Below are 18,342 nucleotides of genomic sequence, written 5' to 3' on the forward strand. Positions count from 1 at the left end.
TTAGTTTTGTTGCATAAATTCAAATAAATCAATCGACATGGTGCTAAATAGTTCCATTAGTGCGATGAGAGGCAAACCTACTAAGGTATTTGGATCTCGACCCGTTAAAGAATCAAATAGCGCAATTCCTAAACCTTCACATTTAAAACTGCCAGCACAGTCATAAGGTTGTTCAATCTTTAGATAGGTGGAAATTTGACTTTCGGTGAGAGTTTTGAATGTTACGTCAAACGTTTCCACGAGTTGCGACACTTTATTGTTAGCCGAGTGAACTAAGCATAATCCAGTAAAAAACCTAACGGTTTGTCCACTAAACATTAACAGTTGTTGTTTAGCGGTAGCAAAATCACCGGGTTTACCTAACACTTGACCATTAAAACTCGCCAATTGATCGGAACCAATTATATAACTATCAAGTTCTGAAATGCCTGCAGCCACAGCAAGCGCTTTAATTTTTGCTAGGCGAGCGACTTGATCAGAGATTGATTCGTTATTTACAGCTGATTCATCAATATTAGGAGCGATACATGAGAAGGGGATTTGGAGCTTTTGCAAGATCAATTGGCGATATGGGGAACTTGAAGCCAAAATAATTTTCATAGACGATGCTTAGTGCTGTTTAAGAATATTTGCCAAAGCATATAAAATGCAGGGCTAGGTGTCATTAACTATGATTTTTTCTTTGACTAAACTGCGCTGAAACTATAATATGCGCGCGCTATGCAGAAAGTGAAACTACCCAATATGGTAGACCCAGTTAAAAGCGCCACTTTACGGTCCGACTATCGGGGTGTAATTTTGTCGTCTGAGATGCCTAGGTTACTTGGATCAGTTGCTGATGTTGCCAAAGAAGTTGACGTTGAAATAAGGTTTGCTAAAGACGAGCAGGGTCTTACTTATTTTAAAGGTCATTTGGCATGTTCAACGTCACTTATCTGTGAGAGATGTAATGAAGTCTTCGAACATCCTGTGGATGTGTCTTTTTGCTTTAGCCCCGTGCAGAGTGCTAAAGAAGAAGTCGAAGATGAGTTACCGGATGTTTACGAACCGGTAGAGGTCGATGACCAAGGAGAAATCAATTTATTTCAAATTCTTGAAGACGAATTGATTTTATCATTGCCGATTGTAGCCCTTCATGCAGAGGAGGATTGCAAACAAAAGCGTGATAAAATGAGTTTCGGAAAAATTGAACCGGCCGATGAACGTCCAAACCCGTTCGCGGTTTTGAAAGAACTTAAGCGAGACTAGGAGTAAAGTAATGGCTGTACAGAAGAGTAAAAAAGCTCGTTCAAGACGTGGAATGCGTCGTTCACACGATGCACTTGGTTCTGCGACTTTGTCTGTAGATTCAACGTCAGGTGAGACGCATGTTCGTCATCACGTGACCGCTGATGGTTACTACAAAGGCAAAAAAGTTTTATCTCTTTAATTTAAGAGACTGAACTTTGAGTCGTCTAACCTTAGCGTTAGATATCATGGGGGGCGATCACGGCCCCCATATTATTTTCCCCGCTGCTTTGACAGCACTCCAAGAAAACCCTGATTTAGATTTTATATTTTGTGGTCCTTTGGCGCTTATGTCTCAATGGATAAACAAACAACTACCAGAAATCCAAAACAGAATCACCTTATCAGATTGCCCAGAATCCGTTGCTATGGATGAGGCTCCTGCCCATGCGTTACGTCACAAAAAAAATTCATCAATGCGGCGTATGTTAGATTTAATTGCAAACAAAGAAGCAGATGCCTGCGTCAGTAGCGGCAATACTGGTGCTCTACTCAGTATGGCCTACTACGTACTAAAAACCTTACCGGGTATAGATCGCCCAGCACTTGTTACTCTTGTACCCACTATTAATAATGGCAAAGTGTATTTTCTGGATCTGGGCGCCAACGTTAATTGTGATTCTGAGATACTGTTCCAGTACGCAGTAATGGGGGCCGTGCTGGCTCAGCAAATCGGCCATATTAAACAGCCCAAAGTCGCATTGTTAAACGTAGGGTCTGAAGAAATAAAAGGTAATGACAGGGTAAAACATGCTGCAAAGTTATTAAGTGAATCCAATAACATCAATTATATCGGTTACGTTGAAGGAAACGATATCTTCTCTAAAAATGCAGATGTAATAGTCACTGATGGTTTTGTCGGTAATATTGCTTTGAAATCTTGGGAAGGTTTAGTCAATTTTATTATTCAGGAAGTAAAAAAAGCATCACAAAAAAATTGGATTTCAAAAATTGTTGCCAAAATAGCCATACCTTTTTTCCGTGGTATCTATTTACATATGAAACCCGACCAGTATAACGGCGCTAGTCTGATAGGATTGCGCGGAATTGTGGTTAAAAGCCATGGTAACGCCTCGTCAGAGGCTTTTTTGTATGCGATCCGAGAGGCCATTCAACAGGTTGAAATGCAGGTTCCGGACAGAATAAAAGATAAAATTGAAGATGTTTTAATGGAGCGTCACTGATAAATGAATTCCAGAATAATAGGCACAGGTAGTTACTATCCAACAGAAATCAGAACCAATGCAGACTTATCGCTGATGGTTGATACATCTGACGAATGGATTACTGATCGTACAGGAATCAAAGAGAGGCGGATTATTGCCGAGCATGAAACGGCGGCAACTATGGGCTTTGAAGCCACTAAAAAAGCCTTAGAAGCGGCTGATATTGATGCAAAATCTTTGGATATGATTGTTTGTGCCACTACTAGTGGTCGTTATGCATTGCCTAGCACCGCTTGTGAAATTCAAAAGTTGTTAGATGTTGATGGTATACCTGCATTCGATATTGCTGCTGCTTGCGCTGGGTATTGTTATGCTCTGAGTGTGGCCGATCAGTATATAAAAAGTGGCATGGCCAAGCGCATATTGGTTGTGGGAACAGATTGCTTAAGTCGTATGATTAGCCCTGATGATCGCACTATGGTCATATTATTTGGTGACGCCGCAGGGGCCACTATTATAGAAGCGAGTGAAGAACCAGGTATTTTATCCACTCATATTCACGCGGCCGGTTCATATGGCGATTTATTAACTATCGGCAATCCACAACATGGTGACGAAAAGTCAGTGTTTGAAAATTGGGGCAGTATGAAAGGTAACGAAGTGTTTAAAGTCGCTGTAACTAAGTTAAGTGAAGTGGTTGAACAAACTTTAGCCTCCAATAACATGCAAAAATCTGATTTAGATTGGTTAGTCCCTCACCAAGCCAACTTTCGCATCATTAAGGCAACAGCAAAAAAATTGGAAATGCCACTTGAACAAGTGGTTATAACGCTTGCGCAGTATGGTAACACCTCTGCTGCAACCGTTCCTACTGCGTTAGATACCGCTATCCGAGATGGTAGAATTCAACGTGGGCAAAATCTTCTTTTAGAAGCTTTTGGTGGTGGTTTTGCTTGGGCATCCGCTCTAGTACGATATTAGAATTTATTTTTAGAGAATTAATTATGAGTAAACAAGCATGGGTTTTTCCAGGTCAAGGATCCCAGACTTTAGGTATGTTGAATGATTTAGCTGCCGAATATACAGTTATACAAAACACGTTTGGGCACGCTAGTGACGTGTTGGGTTATGATTTATGGGATATCATTCAAAACAATGAAGAAAAACTTAATCAAACCCATATTACGCAACCTGCAATTTTAACTGCGAGTTACGCGATTTATAAACTGTTAATGGAGAAGCAACAGAGTTTACCTGCATTTATGGCAGGGCATAGCTTAGGAGAATATTCTGCTCTTGTTTGTGCTGGAGTGATAGATTTTGCCGATGCCCTTAAGTTAGTTGAGGCTCGTGGACAATTTATGCAGCAGGCCGTTCCCGCGGGCGTTGGTGCTATGTATGCAATAATAGGATTAGATGACGATAAAGTAGTCGCTAGTTGTAAACAAGCGCAAAATGAAACCTCAGAGGTCATTGCTGCGGTAAACTTTAATTCACCTGGACAAGTTGTAATCGCGGGCAATAAAGGTGCTGCAGAGGTGGCAGCTAATTTATGTAAAGAACAAGGGGCAAAAAGAGCATTACCGCTAGCGGTAAGCGTACCGTCACATTGTGATTTGATGAAACCTGCTGCAGATAAGATAGCTATTTTGCTAAAAGATATACAGTTCAATGCGCCTAATGTGCCTGTCGTTAATAACGTCGATGTAGCCTATCCAGATGATCCCATTGCTATCAAACAAGCGTTGGTCGAACAATTATATAGTCCAGTTAGATGGACGGAAACCGTGACTAAATTAGCAGAGCTTGAAGTGGAAGCGCTTTTAGAAGTGGGTCCTGGAAAAGTGTTAACAGGGTTAACTAAGCGAATTGATAAACGCCTAAGTTGTACGGCGATCAATACTGTAGACTCTATTAATTCGTTGATTTAATTACTTTAAATATTGTGTGTAGAGAGAATATATGGCTAATTTAAATGGTAGTGTTGCTTTAATTACGGGTGCCAGTAGAGGTATCGGTAGAGCGGTCGCTGAACGCTTGGTTGCTGATGGTGCGACTGTTATCGGTACTGCAACATCGGAAAAAGGTGCGATTGCAATCAGTGATTATTTACAAGGTGCTGGTGAAGGAAAAGTACTCAATGTTGCGGATCCTGATTCAATGCAAACCTTGTTAGCTGAGATCACTGAGAAACACGGCGGAGTCGATATACTGGTTAATAATGCTGGCATTACTCGTGATAATCTATTGATGCGTATGAAAGACGATGAGTGGCAAAGCATTATGGACACTAATCTGACCTCTATTTTTAAAATGTCAAAAGCGGTGTTGCGGGGTATGATGAAAAAACGCAAAGGCCGTATTATAAATATAGGTTCAGTAGTAGGCTCAACCGGTAATGCTGGGCAAGCAAATTACGCTGCTGCAAAAGCTGGAGTAATAGGGTTTAGCAAGTCTATGGCTCGTGAGGTGGCTTCTAGAGGCATAACAGTCAACGTGGTTGCACCAGGTTTTATTGATACTGATATGACAAAAGCATTAACTGATGACCAAAAAGAAAGTATATTTAAGGATATTCCAGCAAATCGCTTAGGTGACCCAAGAGAAATAGCGGCGACTGTTGGTTTTTTGGCCAGTGATGAGGCTGCATATATCACTGGAGAAACGATACACGTCAATGGCGGCATGTATATGGGGTAAAGTATGATAGAGTTTTCAAATATTGATTCTTTATTAAACGAATAAAAATTTTCTAATCGGCGAGTGGTTAGACCAGATAAAAAGTTGATACTGTTGCTTGCAAGGGGTCACTTAGCTGAATACACTACTCGCAAATTTATATCTAGCGACTTAAAGGAAAACTAGAATTATGAGTACTATCGAAGAACGTGTAAAAAAAATCGTCATTGAGCAACTTGGTGTTAAAGAAGAAGAAGTAAAGCCAGAAGCTTCATTTGTTGATGATTTAGGTGCAGATTCATTAGACACTGTTGAACTAGTAATGGCTCTTGAAGAAGAGTTTGATACTGAAATCCCTGATGAAGAAGCTGAAAAAATTACTACTGTTCAGTCTGCTATTGACTACGTTAACGCTAATAAAGACGCGTAAGTTATTATAAACGGTCCTCTCCGGACCGTTTTTTTTCAAAAATAAATAAATATTCTTAGATAAGCGGAGGCCAATGTGTCTAAACGTCGCGTTGTTGTGACCGGTCTTGGCATGCTTTCTCCTGTTGGCAATACTGTAGATTCTACTTGGAAAAACATTCTTGCTGGTAAAAGTGGCATTGCACCTATTAGTTCATTTGATTCGGGATCTTTAACTACACAGTTTGCTGGTGAGGTAAAAGATTTTGATATTGAAAAGTATATTCCAAAAAAAGAAACCAAAAAGATGGATAGGTTTATCCAACTGGGTATTGCAGCGGGTAAACAAGCCCTAGAACATTCTGGGTTACAGGTTACTTCGGAAAATTGCGGTCGAATTGGTGTCGCCATAGGCTCAGGAATTGGTGGCTTAGGTTTAATTGAAGAAAATCATCGTAGGATGCTCGAATCAGGTCCTCGGAAAATTTCACCGTTTTTTGTTCCAGCCACCATCACTAATATGATTTCCGGATTTTTTTCTATTTTCGAAGGCCTCAAAGGCCCTAATATTAATGTTGTCACCGCCTGTACTACAGGTGTACATAATATTGGGATTGCAGCGCGTACTATAGCGTACGGTGATGCTGACGCTATGATTGCCGGTGGTGCAGAGTCGACGGTTTGTGCTCTTGGTATTGGAGGTTTTGCTGCGGCACGTGCACTGTCTACACGAAATGATAACCCCGAATCGGCGAGCCGGCCCTGGGACCAAGATCGAGATGGATTCGTAATGGGAGAGGGCGCAGGTGTGGTAATGTTAGAAGACTACGATTCAGCGGTCGCTCGTGGCGCTACAATTTATGCTGAATTAGTCGGTTTTGGAATGAGTGGTGATGCTTACCATATGACTTCACCGCCAGCAGATGGTGAAGGTGCAGCCGCTGCAATGGTAAACGCTATTAACGATGCCAATATTGAGGCGTCTGAAGTGGGCTACATAAACGCGCATGGCACATCAACTCAAGCAGGAGATGTAGCAGAAGTCGCTGCGATAAAACAAGTATTTGGTGATCATGCGAACAGTGTATTGGTAAGTTCTACTAAATCGATGATCGGACATCTTTTAGGAGCGGCGGGTTCAGTTGAAGCAATATTTACGATTTTGTCCCTGCGTGATCAAATCGCTCCCCCCACTATTAATTTAGATAATCCCGGCGAAGGTTGTGATCTTGATTTTGTTGCACATACCGCTAGACCCGTGCAAATGGATTACGCGTTGTGTAATTCATTTGGGTTTGGTGGCACAAATGGCTCACTTTTGTTTAAAAAACCAGTAGGAAAACTCTAAGTTTTGGGTAATATTGACCCTCTTATAGCGTTGTAGATGCAAGTATAAATGATTGTTAATGGACAGCAGCAACAACATATAACGATAGCAGACAGGGGGGTTCAGTATGGCGACGGCTGCTTTACTACTATGGCGTTTAGAAACGCTCAAATTGAGTTTTTTGACGCCCATATAGAACGTCTAAAATTTTCATGTAAAACCCTAAATATTCAGTTTAATAAGTGGACAGAGCTGACGACTTGTATATTCAATTCGTTGCAAGGTGTATCCGCCTGCGTAGTTAAAGTTATGATCACTCGAGGCGCGGGTGGAAGAGGTTATAGTCCTGAAGGCGCTTTAGAGCCAAACTATATTATATCCCAACATCCTATTCCCGCTCACTATGCGCAATGGCAGAACATAGGCATTAAATTAACTGTCAGTCCTATTCAATTGGCTAAGCAACCTTTACTCGCGGGCATTAAACACCTAAATCGCTTAGAACAAGTATTCATCAAACAAGCATTGCTTGAAAGCGATTTTGACGATGCCGTAGTGTGTGATACTCAACAAAACATAATTGAAACTTCCGTTGCTAATCTATTTTGGTATAAGGACAAGCATTGGTTTACGGCAGACCTTTCTGAATCTGGGGTGCAAGGGGTTATGCGTAACCAAATTCTCGCTGAAATGCGCCAACAAGGACTAGAATGCCATATTGTCAATCACGACATTCGCGAATTATTTGGTGCTCAGGAGTTGTTCGTTTGCAACTCTTTAATGACGATTGTACCGGTAACCTGTTTGGTTAATCCCCTAAACCAACAACACAAAAGTTACTTGAAAGAACAAACTACTGCCTTAAAACAAATTCTTTTAGCGGCAATTAAACGTAAAGCGGTAAGCGTGCGATGAAAATTGTAAAATGGTTAGCTGTTTTGGTCATTATTTTCAGTTGTGCACTGGTTGCCGTTGTTATGCATTTTGATAAGCAAATAAACCAGCCACTCAATTTGAAAGAAACAAGGGTATTTCAAGTTAAAAACGGTGACTCAGCTAAAGGTATACTTAACCGACTAAAGACTCAAGGAGTGCTAGAGGATAACTTGGGCCTCAAAATTAGGTTAAAGCTTGTTCCAGAGTTGGCAAATATCAAAGCTGGCACCTACGAATTATGGCCTTCTATGAATGGCTTGGATTTGCTACAGCTAATTTCGACTGGCAAAGAAATGCAATTCTCAATAAGTTTGATCGAAGGCTTAAATTGGAAGGAATGGTTATTAGCGCTGCAGGCTCATCCGCAAATAAAATTTAACGACGATTTCAAACAACAACTGGATATAATTACTTCGCAATTACCCGAACAATCTATTGAAGGTTATTTGTTGCCTGATACCTATTATTTTGTATCGCAAACTGCGGCGATTGATATAGTCAAACGTGCTCATTTAAGTATGATGCAATATTTAGATAATGCATGGCAAAATCGCGCACTAGATTTACCCTATGCTTCGGCATATGAAGGGTTAATCATGGCTTCTATTATCGAGAAAGAAACAGGTGTGGCACAGGAGCGACCAAGAATTTCAGGGGTGTTTGTTAATAGGCTTAACCTAAATATGCGATTGCAAACTGATCCCACTGTTATTTACGGCATGGGGGATAACTTTGACGGAGATATTAGGCGTAAAGATTTAAAAACGCCGACACCCTACAATACCTATGTAATTAAAGGGTTACCACCTACACCTATTGCTATGCCGAGTAAGTTGGCAATAGATGCTGCATTTAATCCTATGGTAACCGATGACTTGTACTTTGTATCGAAAGGAGATGGAAGTCACAAATTTTCCACTACGTTACAAGAGCACAACCTTGCCGTACGTCAATATCAATTAAAGAAATAAGAGAGTTCCAGTTGCAATCACCAGGTAAGTTCGTTGTTATTGAAGGTTTAGAAGGCGCCGGTAAAAGTAGTGCCGTAGCAATCTTGTCAGACACGATTCAGGCTGCAGGTCATACAGTGATTAATACCCGAGAGCCGGGTGGCACCGCTATGGCTGAAGCAATTAGAGATGTTGTTAAACATGACTGGAAAGACGAAAAGGTTACGGTTGAAGCAGAGCTATTGTTAATGTATGCCGCACGAGCGCAATTGGTGCAAAACATTATTTTGCCTAATTTACAGCAAGGTAACTGGGTTTTGGGGGACAGACACGATATGTCTTCTCAGGCTTATCAAGGCGGTGGTCGTCAGATTGAACAATCTATGATTGAGAGCCTCAGAAATATAACCCTAAAGAATTTTAGACCTGATTTTACCTTATATTTAGATGTTGAACCCAAAGAAGGATTAAAGCGAGCCAAAGGTCGCGGTGAGCTTGACCGTATAGAATTAGAGGGTTTAAGTTTTTTTGAACGCACGAGAGAACGTTATTTACTTTTGGCACAACAAGATCCTAATTGTGTAGTGATTAACACCATGCAAAGCATGCAGGAAGTGCATGATGACGTCGCATCAGCTATCAAACAATTTTTGGAGTGTTAAGTGTTACCTTGGCTAGAAGACTCGTTTCAACAATTGAGTGTCAGGATGGCGGCAGATAAACTGCATCATGCGCTGCTGTTACAGGGGCCTTCTGGACTAGGTAAAGCTAAGTTCGCATTGGAATTAGCTCAATTACTTTTATGTCATTCGAGACAAGGAGAAAAAGTCTGTGGCCGATGTCAGTCCTGTTTGTTAAATGTTGCTAGCAATCACCCGGATTTACATATAGTAGAATCTGATAAACAAATAGGCGTAGACCAAATACGTGATGCGATTAAAAAATTAGTCGGTTCTGCCCATATGTCTGGGGCGAAAGTACTAATTATCTACAGCGCCCACACTATGACTGAGTCGAGTGCTAATGCGTTATTAAAAACCTTAGAAGAGCCAACTGCGAATACGTTTTTAATACTCACAACTGAGAAACCTGAGCGAGTATTGGCTACCATTAGAAGTCGCTGTGAAAAATTAGCCTTACCATTGCCCAATTTACAAACCACTATGGCATGGGTGCAAAACCAAACTAATGCTGAAGTCGATACTAATTTAGCGAAACTATTCAGTACCCGGCCATTGGCTTTACTTGCTGAATTACAAGAAGAACAAAGTTTTACTTTCGATATCTATAGCGTAGGAGTGGGGCAGCTATTACAACAACAAGTGAGCGCCTTACAACTTGCTTCAGATTGGCAAGATAACGCTGATAAAGTGGTAAAATGGACACAGTATTGGGCAAGGCAGCAATGTTCAGAGCTTCTACCTGATACCGTTTGGGAATTAAATCAGCAAGCGGCGAGAGCCATAAAACAATTACGCAATCCTGGGGTGAATAAAATATTAGTGTTAACCCAATTATTAGATAAACTCGCCCTAGTAAACGCAGCCTAAACCTAACTCTTTAATATTGGAAAAAATAACGTGTTTGTTGATTCACATTGCCACTTAGATCGATTAGATAAAACCCCTGAAGAACTTGCTTTAGTACTCAAATTTGCTAGAAATCGCGGTGTAGAACACTTTTTGTGTGTGTCGGTGTCTGTTAAAGATTTTCCTGCAATGTTAGACAGTGTAAAAGAATTTGATGACGTATCTGTTTCTTGTGGTGTGCATCCATTACATCAGGAAGATGCCTGTAGTTATGAAGAGCTTCTACACATGGCGGATAGCGAAGAGGTAATCGCTATAGGTGAAACTGGATTAGACTATTTTTATAGCGCAGAAACAAAAACGGTACAAATAAACTCCTTTGTTGACCATATTAAAGTAGCAAATAAGCTAAATAAGCCATTGATTATTCATACTCGCGATGCACGAGAAGACACCATTGAGCTACTAAAAGAGCACAAAGCCTTGGCCACTAAAGGGGTGTTGCATTGCTTTACCGAAAGCTGGGAAATGGCGAAGGCAGCGATAGAGATTGGTATGTATATTTCCATATCTGGCATAGTCACGTTTAAAACTGCGACCGAGTTACAAGAAGTAGTCAAAAAAATACCACTAGATAAACTCTTGATAGAAACAGACTCACCTTGGTTAGCGCCTGTACCATACAGAGGTCAACCAAATCAGCCTGGTTTTGTTCGTGAAGTAGGGGAATTTATTGCAGAACTAAAAGGTATTTCAGTTGAAGAACTAGCACAGATAACAACCGCTAATTTTTATACATTATTTGATGTTCGTAAAGTAAATTAACGTGTGTGAACGGATAGGTCAAACGCGCCTATTGCAGAATTCAAGCTACAAAAAAGCGCGCTAGTTTTGGCTTACTAAGTCCGTTGATATAGACTTATTAGCCCATCCAATTTTTCAGCTAGATCATTTAAGCTCAGTGTTTCATCTGCAATTTTTTGAACATTTTGTACGTTTTGCTTGGCACTTTCTCTGATCCCAGTCATCTTAATATTAATCGACTCTATATTTTCAGACTGCTCGTTGGTTGCTGTCGCAACCGTTCTATTAGTTTGCGATATTTGTAAAAATTGTTGATTATTATCTTCAAGTATTTTCTCTGCTTTACTAATAGAACTAGACGTAGATTTAGATTGTTGAATAATTAGTTCAATTTCGCTTGTGGCAGTTCCAGAAGTGCGTTTTAATTCTTCCATAATATCTTGGACTTCATGGGTCGAGTCGGCAGTTCTACGAGCCAAATTACGTACTTCTTCTGCCACTACCGCAAAGCCTCGTCCTTGTTCACCGGCTCGCGCAGCTTCAATTGCAGCGTTTAATGCCAGAAGGTTAGTTTGATCTGATATGGCTTGAATAGTTTCCAATACTTTGGCTATGGTTTCAGTATTATTGGTGAGTGAAGTTATAACGTTAGCCACGTCGTTTATTTTCTCGGCTAACTTCTCTATGTCGCTTTGAGTGTTTTGAATCACTCCCGTAATAATTTCACCATCGGTACTTATTTGGTCAGCGATTTTAGCTGCGTCACTTGCATTGTTAGCCGCTGAGACTACGCTACTGCTAACATTCTCCAATGATTCAGAAATAACTAGCGTTTCTTCAGCACTATTTTTCACGCTGGCCCTAGTATGGTCTGCATCTCGCTTAAGTAAATTAGCGACATTACGCAACTCTTCGCCACTATGAGCAATTTGATTAAATAAGTCTTCGAGTTTTTGAATGAAAGCATTGTAACCGATAGCCACTATGGCAATTTCTTTTTGGCCATCTTGGGGCAATCGGTAAGATAAATCTGCATTCCCTTGACCTAACTTACTAAATACTTCTGCTAACTGGCTTATGGGGCGAGTCACAGTGCCAGCGATAAACCATGCAGCCACTGAAGCTAACACTGCAATTAAAATTGACCATAATAGAATTTTCCATGTGGCGCTACTCAGTGCACTGAACATTTCATTAAACGGCACTTGAGCAACAATATACCAGTCCATACTAGGTATAAAACTAGAAGCAACAATGAGTTCAATTCCATCCTTTTCAATCACAGTTAAATTGAACTTAGCCTTACTTAATAGTGTTGTACTGGTTTGATAATCATATAAATCACTTAACTTTGATTTACCAAGCAAGGCCTTATCCTTATGCATCTGCACTAGTCCTTGTCCATCAACTAAGTAAACGAAGCCACTTTCCTCGAGTTGAAAACTTGCCAACATATCTACAACTGATTTAAACGATTTCGCTGTACCCGACAAACCTTGTCCTTCAGGTTGCTGATAATTGACAAATAAATCAGTTTTACCGGTATTCGGATCTCGGTAAACACTCACCATATATTCCTGTTTGCTCGCTGTATAGTTGTAAAACCACCCATCGGCAGCGTCATTTTGTAAACGACGTAAAAAGCCCTCCTGATTCCAATAATCGGCGGTGGCTTTATCTGCAAATGAAACCGCACTTAGGTTATTAGATTTTGCGACAGCTTGTAGTTTTCGCACTAAAATCGATTCGCCCTCTTTATCCTGTTTACCATTTACCCATTGATGAATATGTTCATCTGTAGCAATTTGTTTGGCTAATACCTGCATTAGTACAATGTCGCTATCGATACTTTCCGCGATTTTTTCTACTGTGGTAGGCAATTCTGAAGTCAACACACGATGTTCAATGCTTGATCTAGCTGTAAACATACTAACGGCACCTACTGAAACCGCTGTAAGCATTACAAATAGGATAAGAGTCAGAATAATTTTCTGTCTAATTGAGAATTTGGTCATAAATTTTTGCCATTAAACATTATGTCAGCATAGTAAAAACTGAAATAGCTGAGCTCTTCCAGTCAAGTAAGTAAACGTGACCTCATGTCACATAGCAATTTTCCAAGTTTTATAATGATTAAAACATCGGCAGGTGTAAAGTCATCAGTAGGGCTCATTCTAGGTTTTTTCATATTATTTTGACTTTAGCTAGACTATTTGGTCAGGTTGTAAATAAGCTGTTGATAAATTTACATTTATTCTACATGTTGAAAGGCATTTTATGACTTATTTGTCGATGAAAGTGGAGTAGGCAAACAATCTAACGTTTAGGTATTTACATTTATAATGCTTGAGAAGTTAACATTAGCCCGGAAACTCTGCCACACAAGCAACTAAAATTTAGCTGTTCTAATAAACTAAAAAATGATCCTAGTTGAGAATTTCACCCGCAACATTTTTTGAATTTTCTACCACTACCACACAAACATCGACTGTTACGTTGTGGTTGGAATACACCAGAGTCTTTGAGAATTGAACCTGATGTATAAAGCCATATATTATCAATCATTACAAAATCAGATAATTCATGCATGACAAAATATTGCTGTTCGATCTTATAAAAGGCTTTAAATTCTACTTGAGCGCTTGTGGTGTTGGGAAGATGCTTCAAAACTTGAAGCGATAACCATCGAGTATCTTTTGCGCTATCGGCAAGTATATTTAGAGTTAAATCGGTGCGTTGCTCAAATGCGTAAGTGCGCAATATATAGGCATAGTCTTCTATTACGTATGCAGAGTATCGAGAACGCATTAATTTTTCGGCAGTTTGCGCTTCAACCTGTCCGGTAATTATCGGTTGGCAACAGCTTTCAAATGAAACCTTATTCCCGCAAAAGCAATTTTTGTTAGTCGTTGTCAAAATAATCAGTGCTAAAAGTACATAATGAAGCAAGCCTAGGCGATCTCAATCTTGTGAGTCAATAGATCACATCAAAACCATTACTAACTTAACTTACCAAGGTCCTTGCAGCACGTTGTTTTTCTGTTCATTTACTGGCATTAGATTAACCAGCGCCACGTTATAATCAATACACAATTGTTTGAGTCGCTTAAAGCTTATTTCATCTAGTGATAACTGTTCAACAAATAAGTTTGCGCACTGACCACCCATTACAATTTTTTCGAGCCATAGTGATAGGCTCTTTTGTTTGGGTTTAGATAAGCGAATACAAAAATTTTGTTTTTCAGTAAATCGAATATTATTCGCTACTAGGAAAGTCCACTTGTGATCGTGTTTAACATTAATATCCATACCCAGTCTTTTAAACGCCGGGACTTGCATGGTGGCTAGTGGAGTAGAGCTGTGGGTAAACGCATGTAAACTTGCCATAATGATTCCTAACTAGTGATGTTATATACAGTGGTTGGATATACAGTATTACTGTATATATCATCATGCAAGCATTTTTTTTGTATTGTTTAGTTTTAGTACGTTTTTGCCTAGCAGTTTCAAGTGGTTTTATAAGTTTGCTTCTTCTACTGAGTAATATCACTAATACAGCCAAAGCGCATAGAAGTGGCGATATCAGTGACTATGTAAAGTGTACTTTAAATTGAAATTGTAAATAGGAGCTGAAATGACAAAGTGCATAAACAAATGAGTAACTGCCTATGGGTCTTCTGAGTGTTAGTAGTTGTTCTTGACGCCCAACATTAGAAAATGGAGTAATACATAAAGATATCAACAATAAGTCAAAGGTGCCAAAACCAATATAATACGCTATTGATTGGAGAGGAACGATGCCGCAACACAGCGTAATTGGTAAATACTTTCTTTTAGTTCCAGTTATCTTTCTTTACTTATGAGGAGTAGGTCATATCATTTTTTCACCCACTGCGGCAGATGAGGGTAAAAATAGACTGGTGTACAATTTAGCTGCAAAACCATCTGTCATCCCTGAAATATAATCGGCAATCACTCTATGCCCATTGCCCATATCATTGGCTTCAGACCAGCGTAATCGGGTATTGTCAGGAAGTAACCTTTGTGGATCTGAAGCAAAAGCTTGAAATAATTCCATAACAATTTGTTGGCCTTTATATTCAAGTACCTGTATTTCAGGTTTTCTGATCACTCGATTATAGACATAGGATTTGAATAGACTGAGTGCCTTATGGAAAGGGGCGGGGAAAACTGAGTTGTATTTGAGTAAGTCTTGTTCAAATTGTGGCGTGGTTTCTAAGATTTCTATATTAGTGATAAAACAATTTACCAAAGCTCCAATTGCGTCTTTGCGTTCATGATGGTGTTGGCTAAATAGTTTTTTACTAAGGTGCATAATATTGTGGTTCATCCAATCAATATCTAATTTAAGAAGCGGTTCTGCAACTTCTTGTTCAAATTGAGATTGATTCACTATTCCCATTACGATGGCATCTTCAAGATCGTGGATACCGTAAGCAATATCGTCTGCAAGTTCCATTATTGAACAATCAAATGATTTATACTGTGTTTTATGGTGATTTTTACCGTTGCTTTTGAATGCCATAAATGTCTGAGTGTCATTGCTAGAAAACGCTTCAAACAACCAAGTAAATGCTGCTCTATCACATTCGTACAAACCTTTTGGTGGGTGCCATTGTGAAGCATTAACTTCGCGATGGGCCAGTGACTCTGCTTGTTGTGGAGCTTGATTAAGGGCAGCGATGAAGTTAGGGTATTTTATCAACCCGAGCAAGGTGCGACGACTCAGGTTCATACCGTGTTCCGCGGTATAAGGTTCGAGTTTAGTGACAATTCTAAAGGTTTGACCATTTCCTTCAAATCCACCATGGTTACGCATCATATAATGTAGCGCCACTTCTCCTCCATGACCGTATGGTGGGTGTCCGATATCATGAGCTAAACATAGTGCTTCTATTAGGGTATCGTTTAAGTCAAGATGCTGAGTTAATTCTGGGTATTTACTTCTTAGTTGCGCGGCTATTCCCTGACCAATCTGAGATGCCTCCAACGAATGAGTTAACCGGGTACGGTAAAAGTCACTCATTCCTACGCCTAACACTTGGGTTTTGGCTTGTAATCGTCTGAAGGCTGCAGAATGCAATATGCGCGCTTTGTCGCGCTGAAAAGGGGTACGGTGATCACCTTGGCGTTGTAATTTTTGGCCAAGCTTACGTTGTGTCCATATTTCCATAATTTACATCTGCTCCCCTGAGAATAATTAGTATTTTTCTACATGTATTTAATGTGACCAAATGTTATTGAATAAATCAAGCCGACTTATAATTGATCTTCTTGGGTAATTTCATCAAGGCTAAGGCTGAAACTAGGTACATAGGCTTTAATAAAATAATCGACCTCTTGGGAATGGTAATCTTTTAACATTTTATCAAGACGTTTTTTAGCAAGTTCGAACTCCTTGTTTCCAGCTGAAAGCTCCTCGAGTGTTTTAAGATAGGCGCATATTACATCTGCGGCTTTAACGATAAAGGCAATGTCATTATCGTGATGGTGATGATCAATAAGTTGCGCGTAGTCATCTTTGAACTCATTGGGTGCCATATTGATTAGTTTTTGTTCTGCAAGCTTTTCTATCTTTTTATATTCATCGCGAATAATAGGATTTGAATATTTAACAGGGGTGGGTAAATCTCCAGTGATCACCTCTGATACATCATGAAACATCGCAATAGTCGCAACTTGATTAGGATCTAAATTACCATCAAAATATTTATTACGGATCAGTGCTAGCGCGTGCGCCACCATTGCTACCTGTAAACTGTGTTCCTGCACGTTTTCAGTTCTTACATTGCGCATTAAAGGCCATCTGTTTATTAACTTCATACGTGATAAATGAGCGAAAAAGTGACTTGGATTAGGTGTGGTTATGTTCATTGAACTAGTATACCTGACGATAATTTTTAAAAAAATTTGCAATACTTTCTAGTGCCGGTTTGAGTACATCTACATGAGGCAAAAATACTAATCTAAAATAACAACCTTCTTTAAGATTAAAGGCCGAACCATGAACTAATAAGATTTTTTCGGTACGTAATAAATCTAGGATCATTTGTTCATCGCTAGTGATATTGAACTTTTCTGCATCTACTTTAACAAAACAATACATGGCGCCTTTTGGGATAATACATTCAAGGCCATCTATTGCATTTAACTTTTCATAGGCCATATCCCTTTGCAATTTTAGGCGCCCATCGTCTGCAATGAGTTCATTAATACTTTGATAGCCACCTAAAGCCGTTTGTATGGCGTGTTGGCTAGGTACGTTGGCACACATACGCATTGAAGACAAAATATTTAAGCCTTCTATATAACTTTGTGCGATGAGTTTATTGCCACTGACTACTAACCATCCAGCACGAAAACCGGCTATACGGTAGTTTTTTGATAGTCCTCCCATAGTGATACAAAATACATCTTGCGCCATGGATGCTATGCAATGATGTGTCGCATCGTCATATAGAATTTTGTCATATATTTCATCACTGATCACAGCCAATGAAAACTCACGGGCTAATTCAACAATTTGTTGTAACAGCTCTGGACTATAAACTGCGCCAGTTGGATTATTTGGATTTATTAATACTATTGCTTTGGTTTTTTCTGAGATTTTACCGCGAATGTCTTTTATATCGGGTTGCCAATCATTAGTCTCATCACAACGATAGTGAACGGGTATACCTGATGCGAGACTTACTGATGCTGTCCAAAGAGGGTAGTCAGGAGCGGGGATCAGAATCTCATCACCGTTATTTAGTAACCCTTGCATAGCCATGACAATTAACTCACTTACACCATTGCCAATAAACACGTCTTCGACTTTGAGATTTTTGACGTTTTTTTGTTGGTAGTATTGCATCACCGCAACACGAGCCGAATAAATGCCATTAGAATCGGAGTAACCTTGTGAACTTGGAAGGTTGTGGATCACATCTTTTAATATATCGTCTGGTGCTTCAAAACCAAATGGGGCTGGATTACCAATATTGAGCTTTAGAATTCGATGCCCTTCGTCTTCCATTTTTTTGGCTTCGACTAGAATTGGGCCACGAATCTCATAACAGACGTTTTCTAATTTGTTAGATTTAAGAATTTGTTTCATTAAGGTGTTTCATTTACTACTTAGATTGACAGGGTAAACTAACAAGGCCCAGACTGTTAAGTGTTATATTGCTATGGCTATACTAAAACGTAATATTGTTTAATTTTATCTAATCTTGTCACATTCCATTACATTC

20 protein-coding genes are annotated in these 18,342 nt (G+C 39.6%); 13 read left to right on the plus strand and 7 right to left on the minus strand.

Annotated features, from left to right (window positions below; translation table 11 throughout):
- Complete coding sequence (locus tag KO534_RS05045; protein ID WP_215927988.1) at positions 1-600, minus strand: Maf family protein; 600 nt, start codon at positions 598-600, stop codon at positions 1-3.
- Between the two features lie 120 nt (positions 601-720).
- On the opposite strand from KO534_RS05045, the gene yceD reads away from it, so the two are divergent.
- The 13 genes from yceD to KO534_RS05110 all read left to right on the plus strand — a co-directional run bounded on the left by yceD (position 721) and on the right by KO534_RS05110 (position 11,107).
- The gene (gene yceD / locus KO534_RS05050; RefSeq protein WP_215927990.1) at positions 721-1,248 is read left to right on the plus strand and encodes a 23S rRNA accumulation protein YceD; all 528 of its coding nucleotides are present in this window, start codon (positions 721-723) and stop codon (positions 1,246-1,248) included.
- A 10-nt stretch (positions 1,249-1,258) separates the two neighbouring features.
- Positions 1,259-1,429, plus strand: coding sequence for a 50S ribosomal protein L32 (gene rpmF / locus KO534_RS05055; protein ID WP_215927992.1), 171 nt, complete (start codon positions 1,259-1,261; stop codon positions 1,427-1,429).
- A gap of 16 nt (positions 1,430-1,445) precedes the next feature.
- A complete protein-coding gene (gene plsX, locus KO534_RS05060) occupies positions 1,446-2,471 on the plus strand; it encodes a phosphate acyltransferase PlsX (protein WP_215928004.1) in 1,026 nt (341 codons plus the stop codon).
- A 3-nt stretch (positions 2,472-2,474) separates the two neighbouring features.
- Entirely contained in the window at positions 2,475-3,434 is a 960-nt protein-coding gene (locus tag KO534_RS05065) for a beta-ketoacyl-ACP synthase III (RefSeq protein WP_215928006.1), read from the plus strand.
- Between the two features lie 23 nt (positions 3,435-3,457).
- Positions 3,458-4,384, plus strand: a complete 927-nt coding sequence (fabD, locus tag KO534_RS05070) for an ACP S-malonyltransferase (protein ID WP_215928009.1) — start codon at positions 3,458-3,460, stop codon at positions 4,382-4,384.
- 31 nt (positions 4,385-4,415) lie between these two features.
- On the plus strand, positions 4,416-5,153 hold the full coding sequence (fabG, locus tag KO534_RS05075) for a 3-oxoacyl-ACP reductase FabG (RefSeq protein WP_215928012.1): 738 nt from the start codon (positions 4,416-4,418) through the stop codon (positions 5,151-5,153).
- Between the two features lie 169 nt (positions 5,154-5,322).
- Positions 5,323-5,562 carry an acyl carrier protein gene (gene acpP / locus KO534_RS05080; protein WP_007620501.1) on the plus strand — a complete coding sequence of 80 codons (240 nt, stop codon included), beginning with the start codon at positions 5,323-5,325 and terminating at the stop codon, positions 5,560-5,562.
- A gap of 75 nt (positions 5,563-5,637) precedes the next feature.
- A complete protein-coding gene (gene fabF / locus KO534_RS05085) occupies positions 5,638-6,888 on the plus strand; it encodes a beta-ketoacyl-ACP synthase II (protein ID WP_215928015.1) in 1,251 nt (416 codons plus the stop codon).
- A gap of 48 nt (positions 6,889-6,936) precedes the next feature.
- The gene (gene pabC / locus KO534_RS05090; RefSeq protein WP_215928017.1) at positions 6,937-7,782 is read left to right on the plus strand and encodes an aminodeoxychorismate lyase; all 846 of its coding nucleotides are present in this window, start codon (positions 6,937-6,939) and stop codon (positions 7,780-7,782) included.
- Positions 7,779-8,774, plus strand: a complete 996-nt coding sequence (gene mltG / locus KO534_RS05095; protein ID WP_215928019.1) for an endolytic transglycosylase MltG — start codon at positions 7,779-7,781, stop codon at positions 8,772-8,774. The genes pabC and mltG overlap by 4 nt, the downstream gene beginning before the upstream one ends.
- Before the next feature lie 11 nt (positions 8,775-8,785).
- Entirely contained in the window at positions 8,786-9,415 is a 630-nt protein-coding gene (gene tmk, locus KO534_RS05100) for a dTMP kinase (RefSeq protein WP_215928021.1), read from the plus strand.
- The gene (holB, locus tag KO534_RS05105) at positions 9,416-10,303 is read left to right on the plus strand and encodes a DNA polymerase III subunit delta' (RefSeq protein ID WP_215928023.1); all 888 of its coding nucleotides are present in this window, start codon (positions 9,416-9,418) and stop codon (positions 10,301-10,303) included.
- Between the two features lie 30 nt (positions 10,304-10,333).
- Positions 10,334-11,107, plus strand: a complete 774-nt coding sequence (locus KO534_RS05110) for a TatD family hydrolase (RefSeq protein WP_215928025.1) — start codon at positions 10,334-10,336, stop codon at positions 11,105-11,107.
- Positions 11,108-11,181: 74 nt separating this feature from the next.
- On the opposite strand, the gene KO534_RS05115 is transcribed toward KO534_RS05110, so the two are convergent.
- From KO534_RS05115 to KO534_RS05140, 6 genes are all read right to left on the minus strand, one after another.
- On the minus strand, positions 11,182-13,014 hold the full coding sequence (locus tag KO534_RS05115; RefSeq protein WP_252731962.1) for a methyl-accepting chemotaxis protein: 1,833 nt from the start codon (positions 13,012-13,014) through the stop codon (positions 11,182-11,184).
- 511 nt (positions 13,015-13,525) lie between these two features.
- The gene (locus KO534_RS05120) at positions 13,526-14,035 is read right to left on the minus strand and encodes a YchJ family protein (RefSeq protein ID WP_354667906.1); all 510 of its coding nucleotides are present in this window, start codon (positions 14,033-14,035) and stop codon (positions 13,526-13,528) included.
- A 60-nt stretch (positions 14,036-14,095) separates the two neighbouring features.
- A complete protein-coding gene (locus tag KO534_RS05125; protein WP_215928032.1) occupies positions 14,096-14,473 on the minus strand; it encodes a hypothetical protein in 378 nt (125 codons plus the stop codon).
- Between the two features lie 484 nt (positions 14,474-14,957).
- A complete protein-coding gene (locus KO534_RS05130; RefSeq protein WP_215928034.1) occupies positions 14,958-16,280 on the minus strand; it encodes an anti-phage deoxyguanosine triphosphatase in 1,323 nt (440 codons plus the stop codon).
- A gap of 86 nt (positions 16,281-16,366) precedes the next feature.
- Positions 16,367-16,981, minus strand: coding sequence for a 5'-deoxynucleotidase (gene yfbR, locus KO534_RS05135; RefSeq protein ID WP_215928036.1), 615 nt, complete (start codon positions 16,979-16,981; stop codon positions 16,367-16,369).
- A gap of 4 nt (positions 16,982-16,985) precedes the next feature.
- Positions 16,986-18,206 (minus strand): pyridoxal phosphate-dependent aminotransferase, encoded by a 1,221-nt coding sequence (locus KO534_RS05140; protein WP_215928038.1) that lies wholly within the window; start codon positions 18,204-18,206, stop codon positions 16,986-16,988.
- Between the last annotated feature and the right edge of the window lie 136 nt (positions 18,207-18,342).

The sequence above is a fragment of the Paraglaciecola arctica genome (genome assembly GCF_018861065.1).
In the GTDB taxonomy this organism is placed as follows: domain Bacteria; phylum Pseudomonadota; class Gammaproteobacteria; order Enterobacterales; family Alteromonadaceae; genus Paraglaciecola; species Paraglaciecola arctica_B.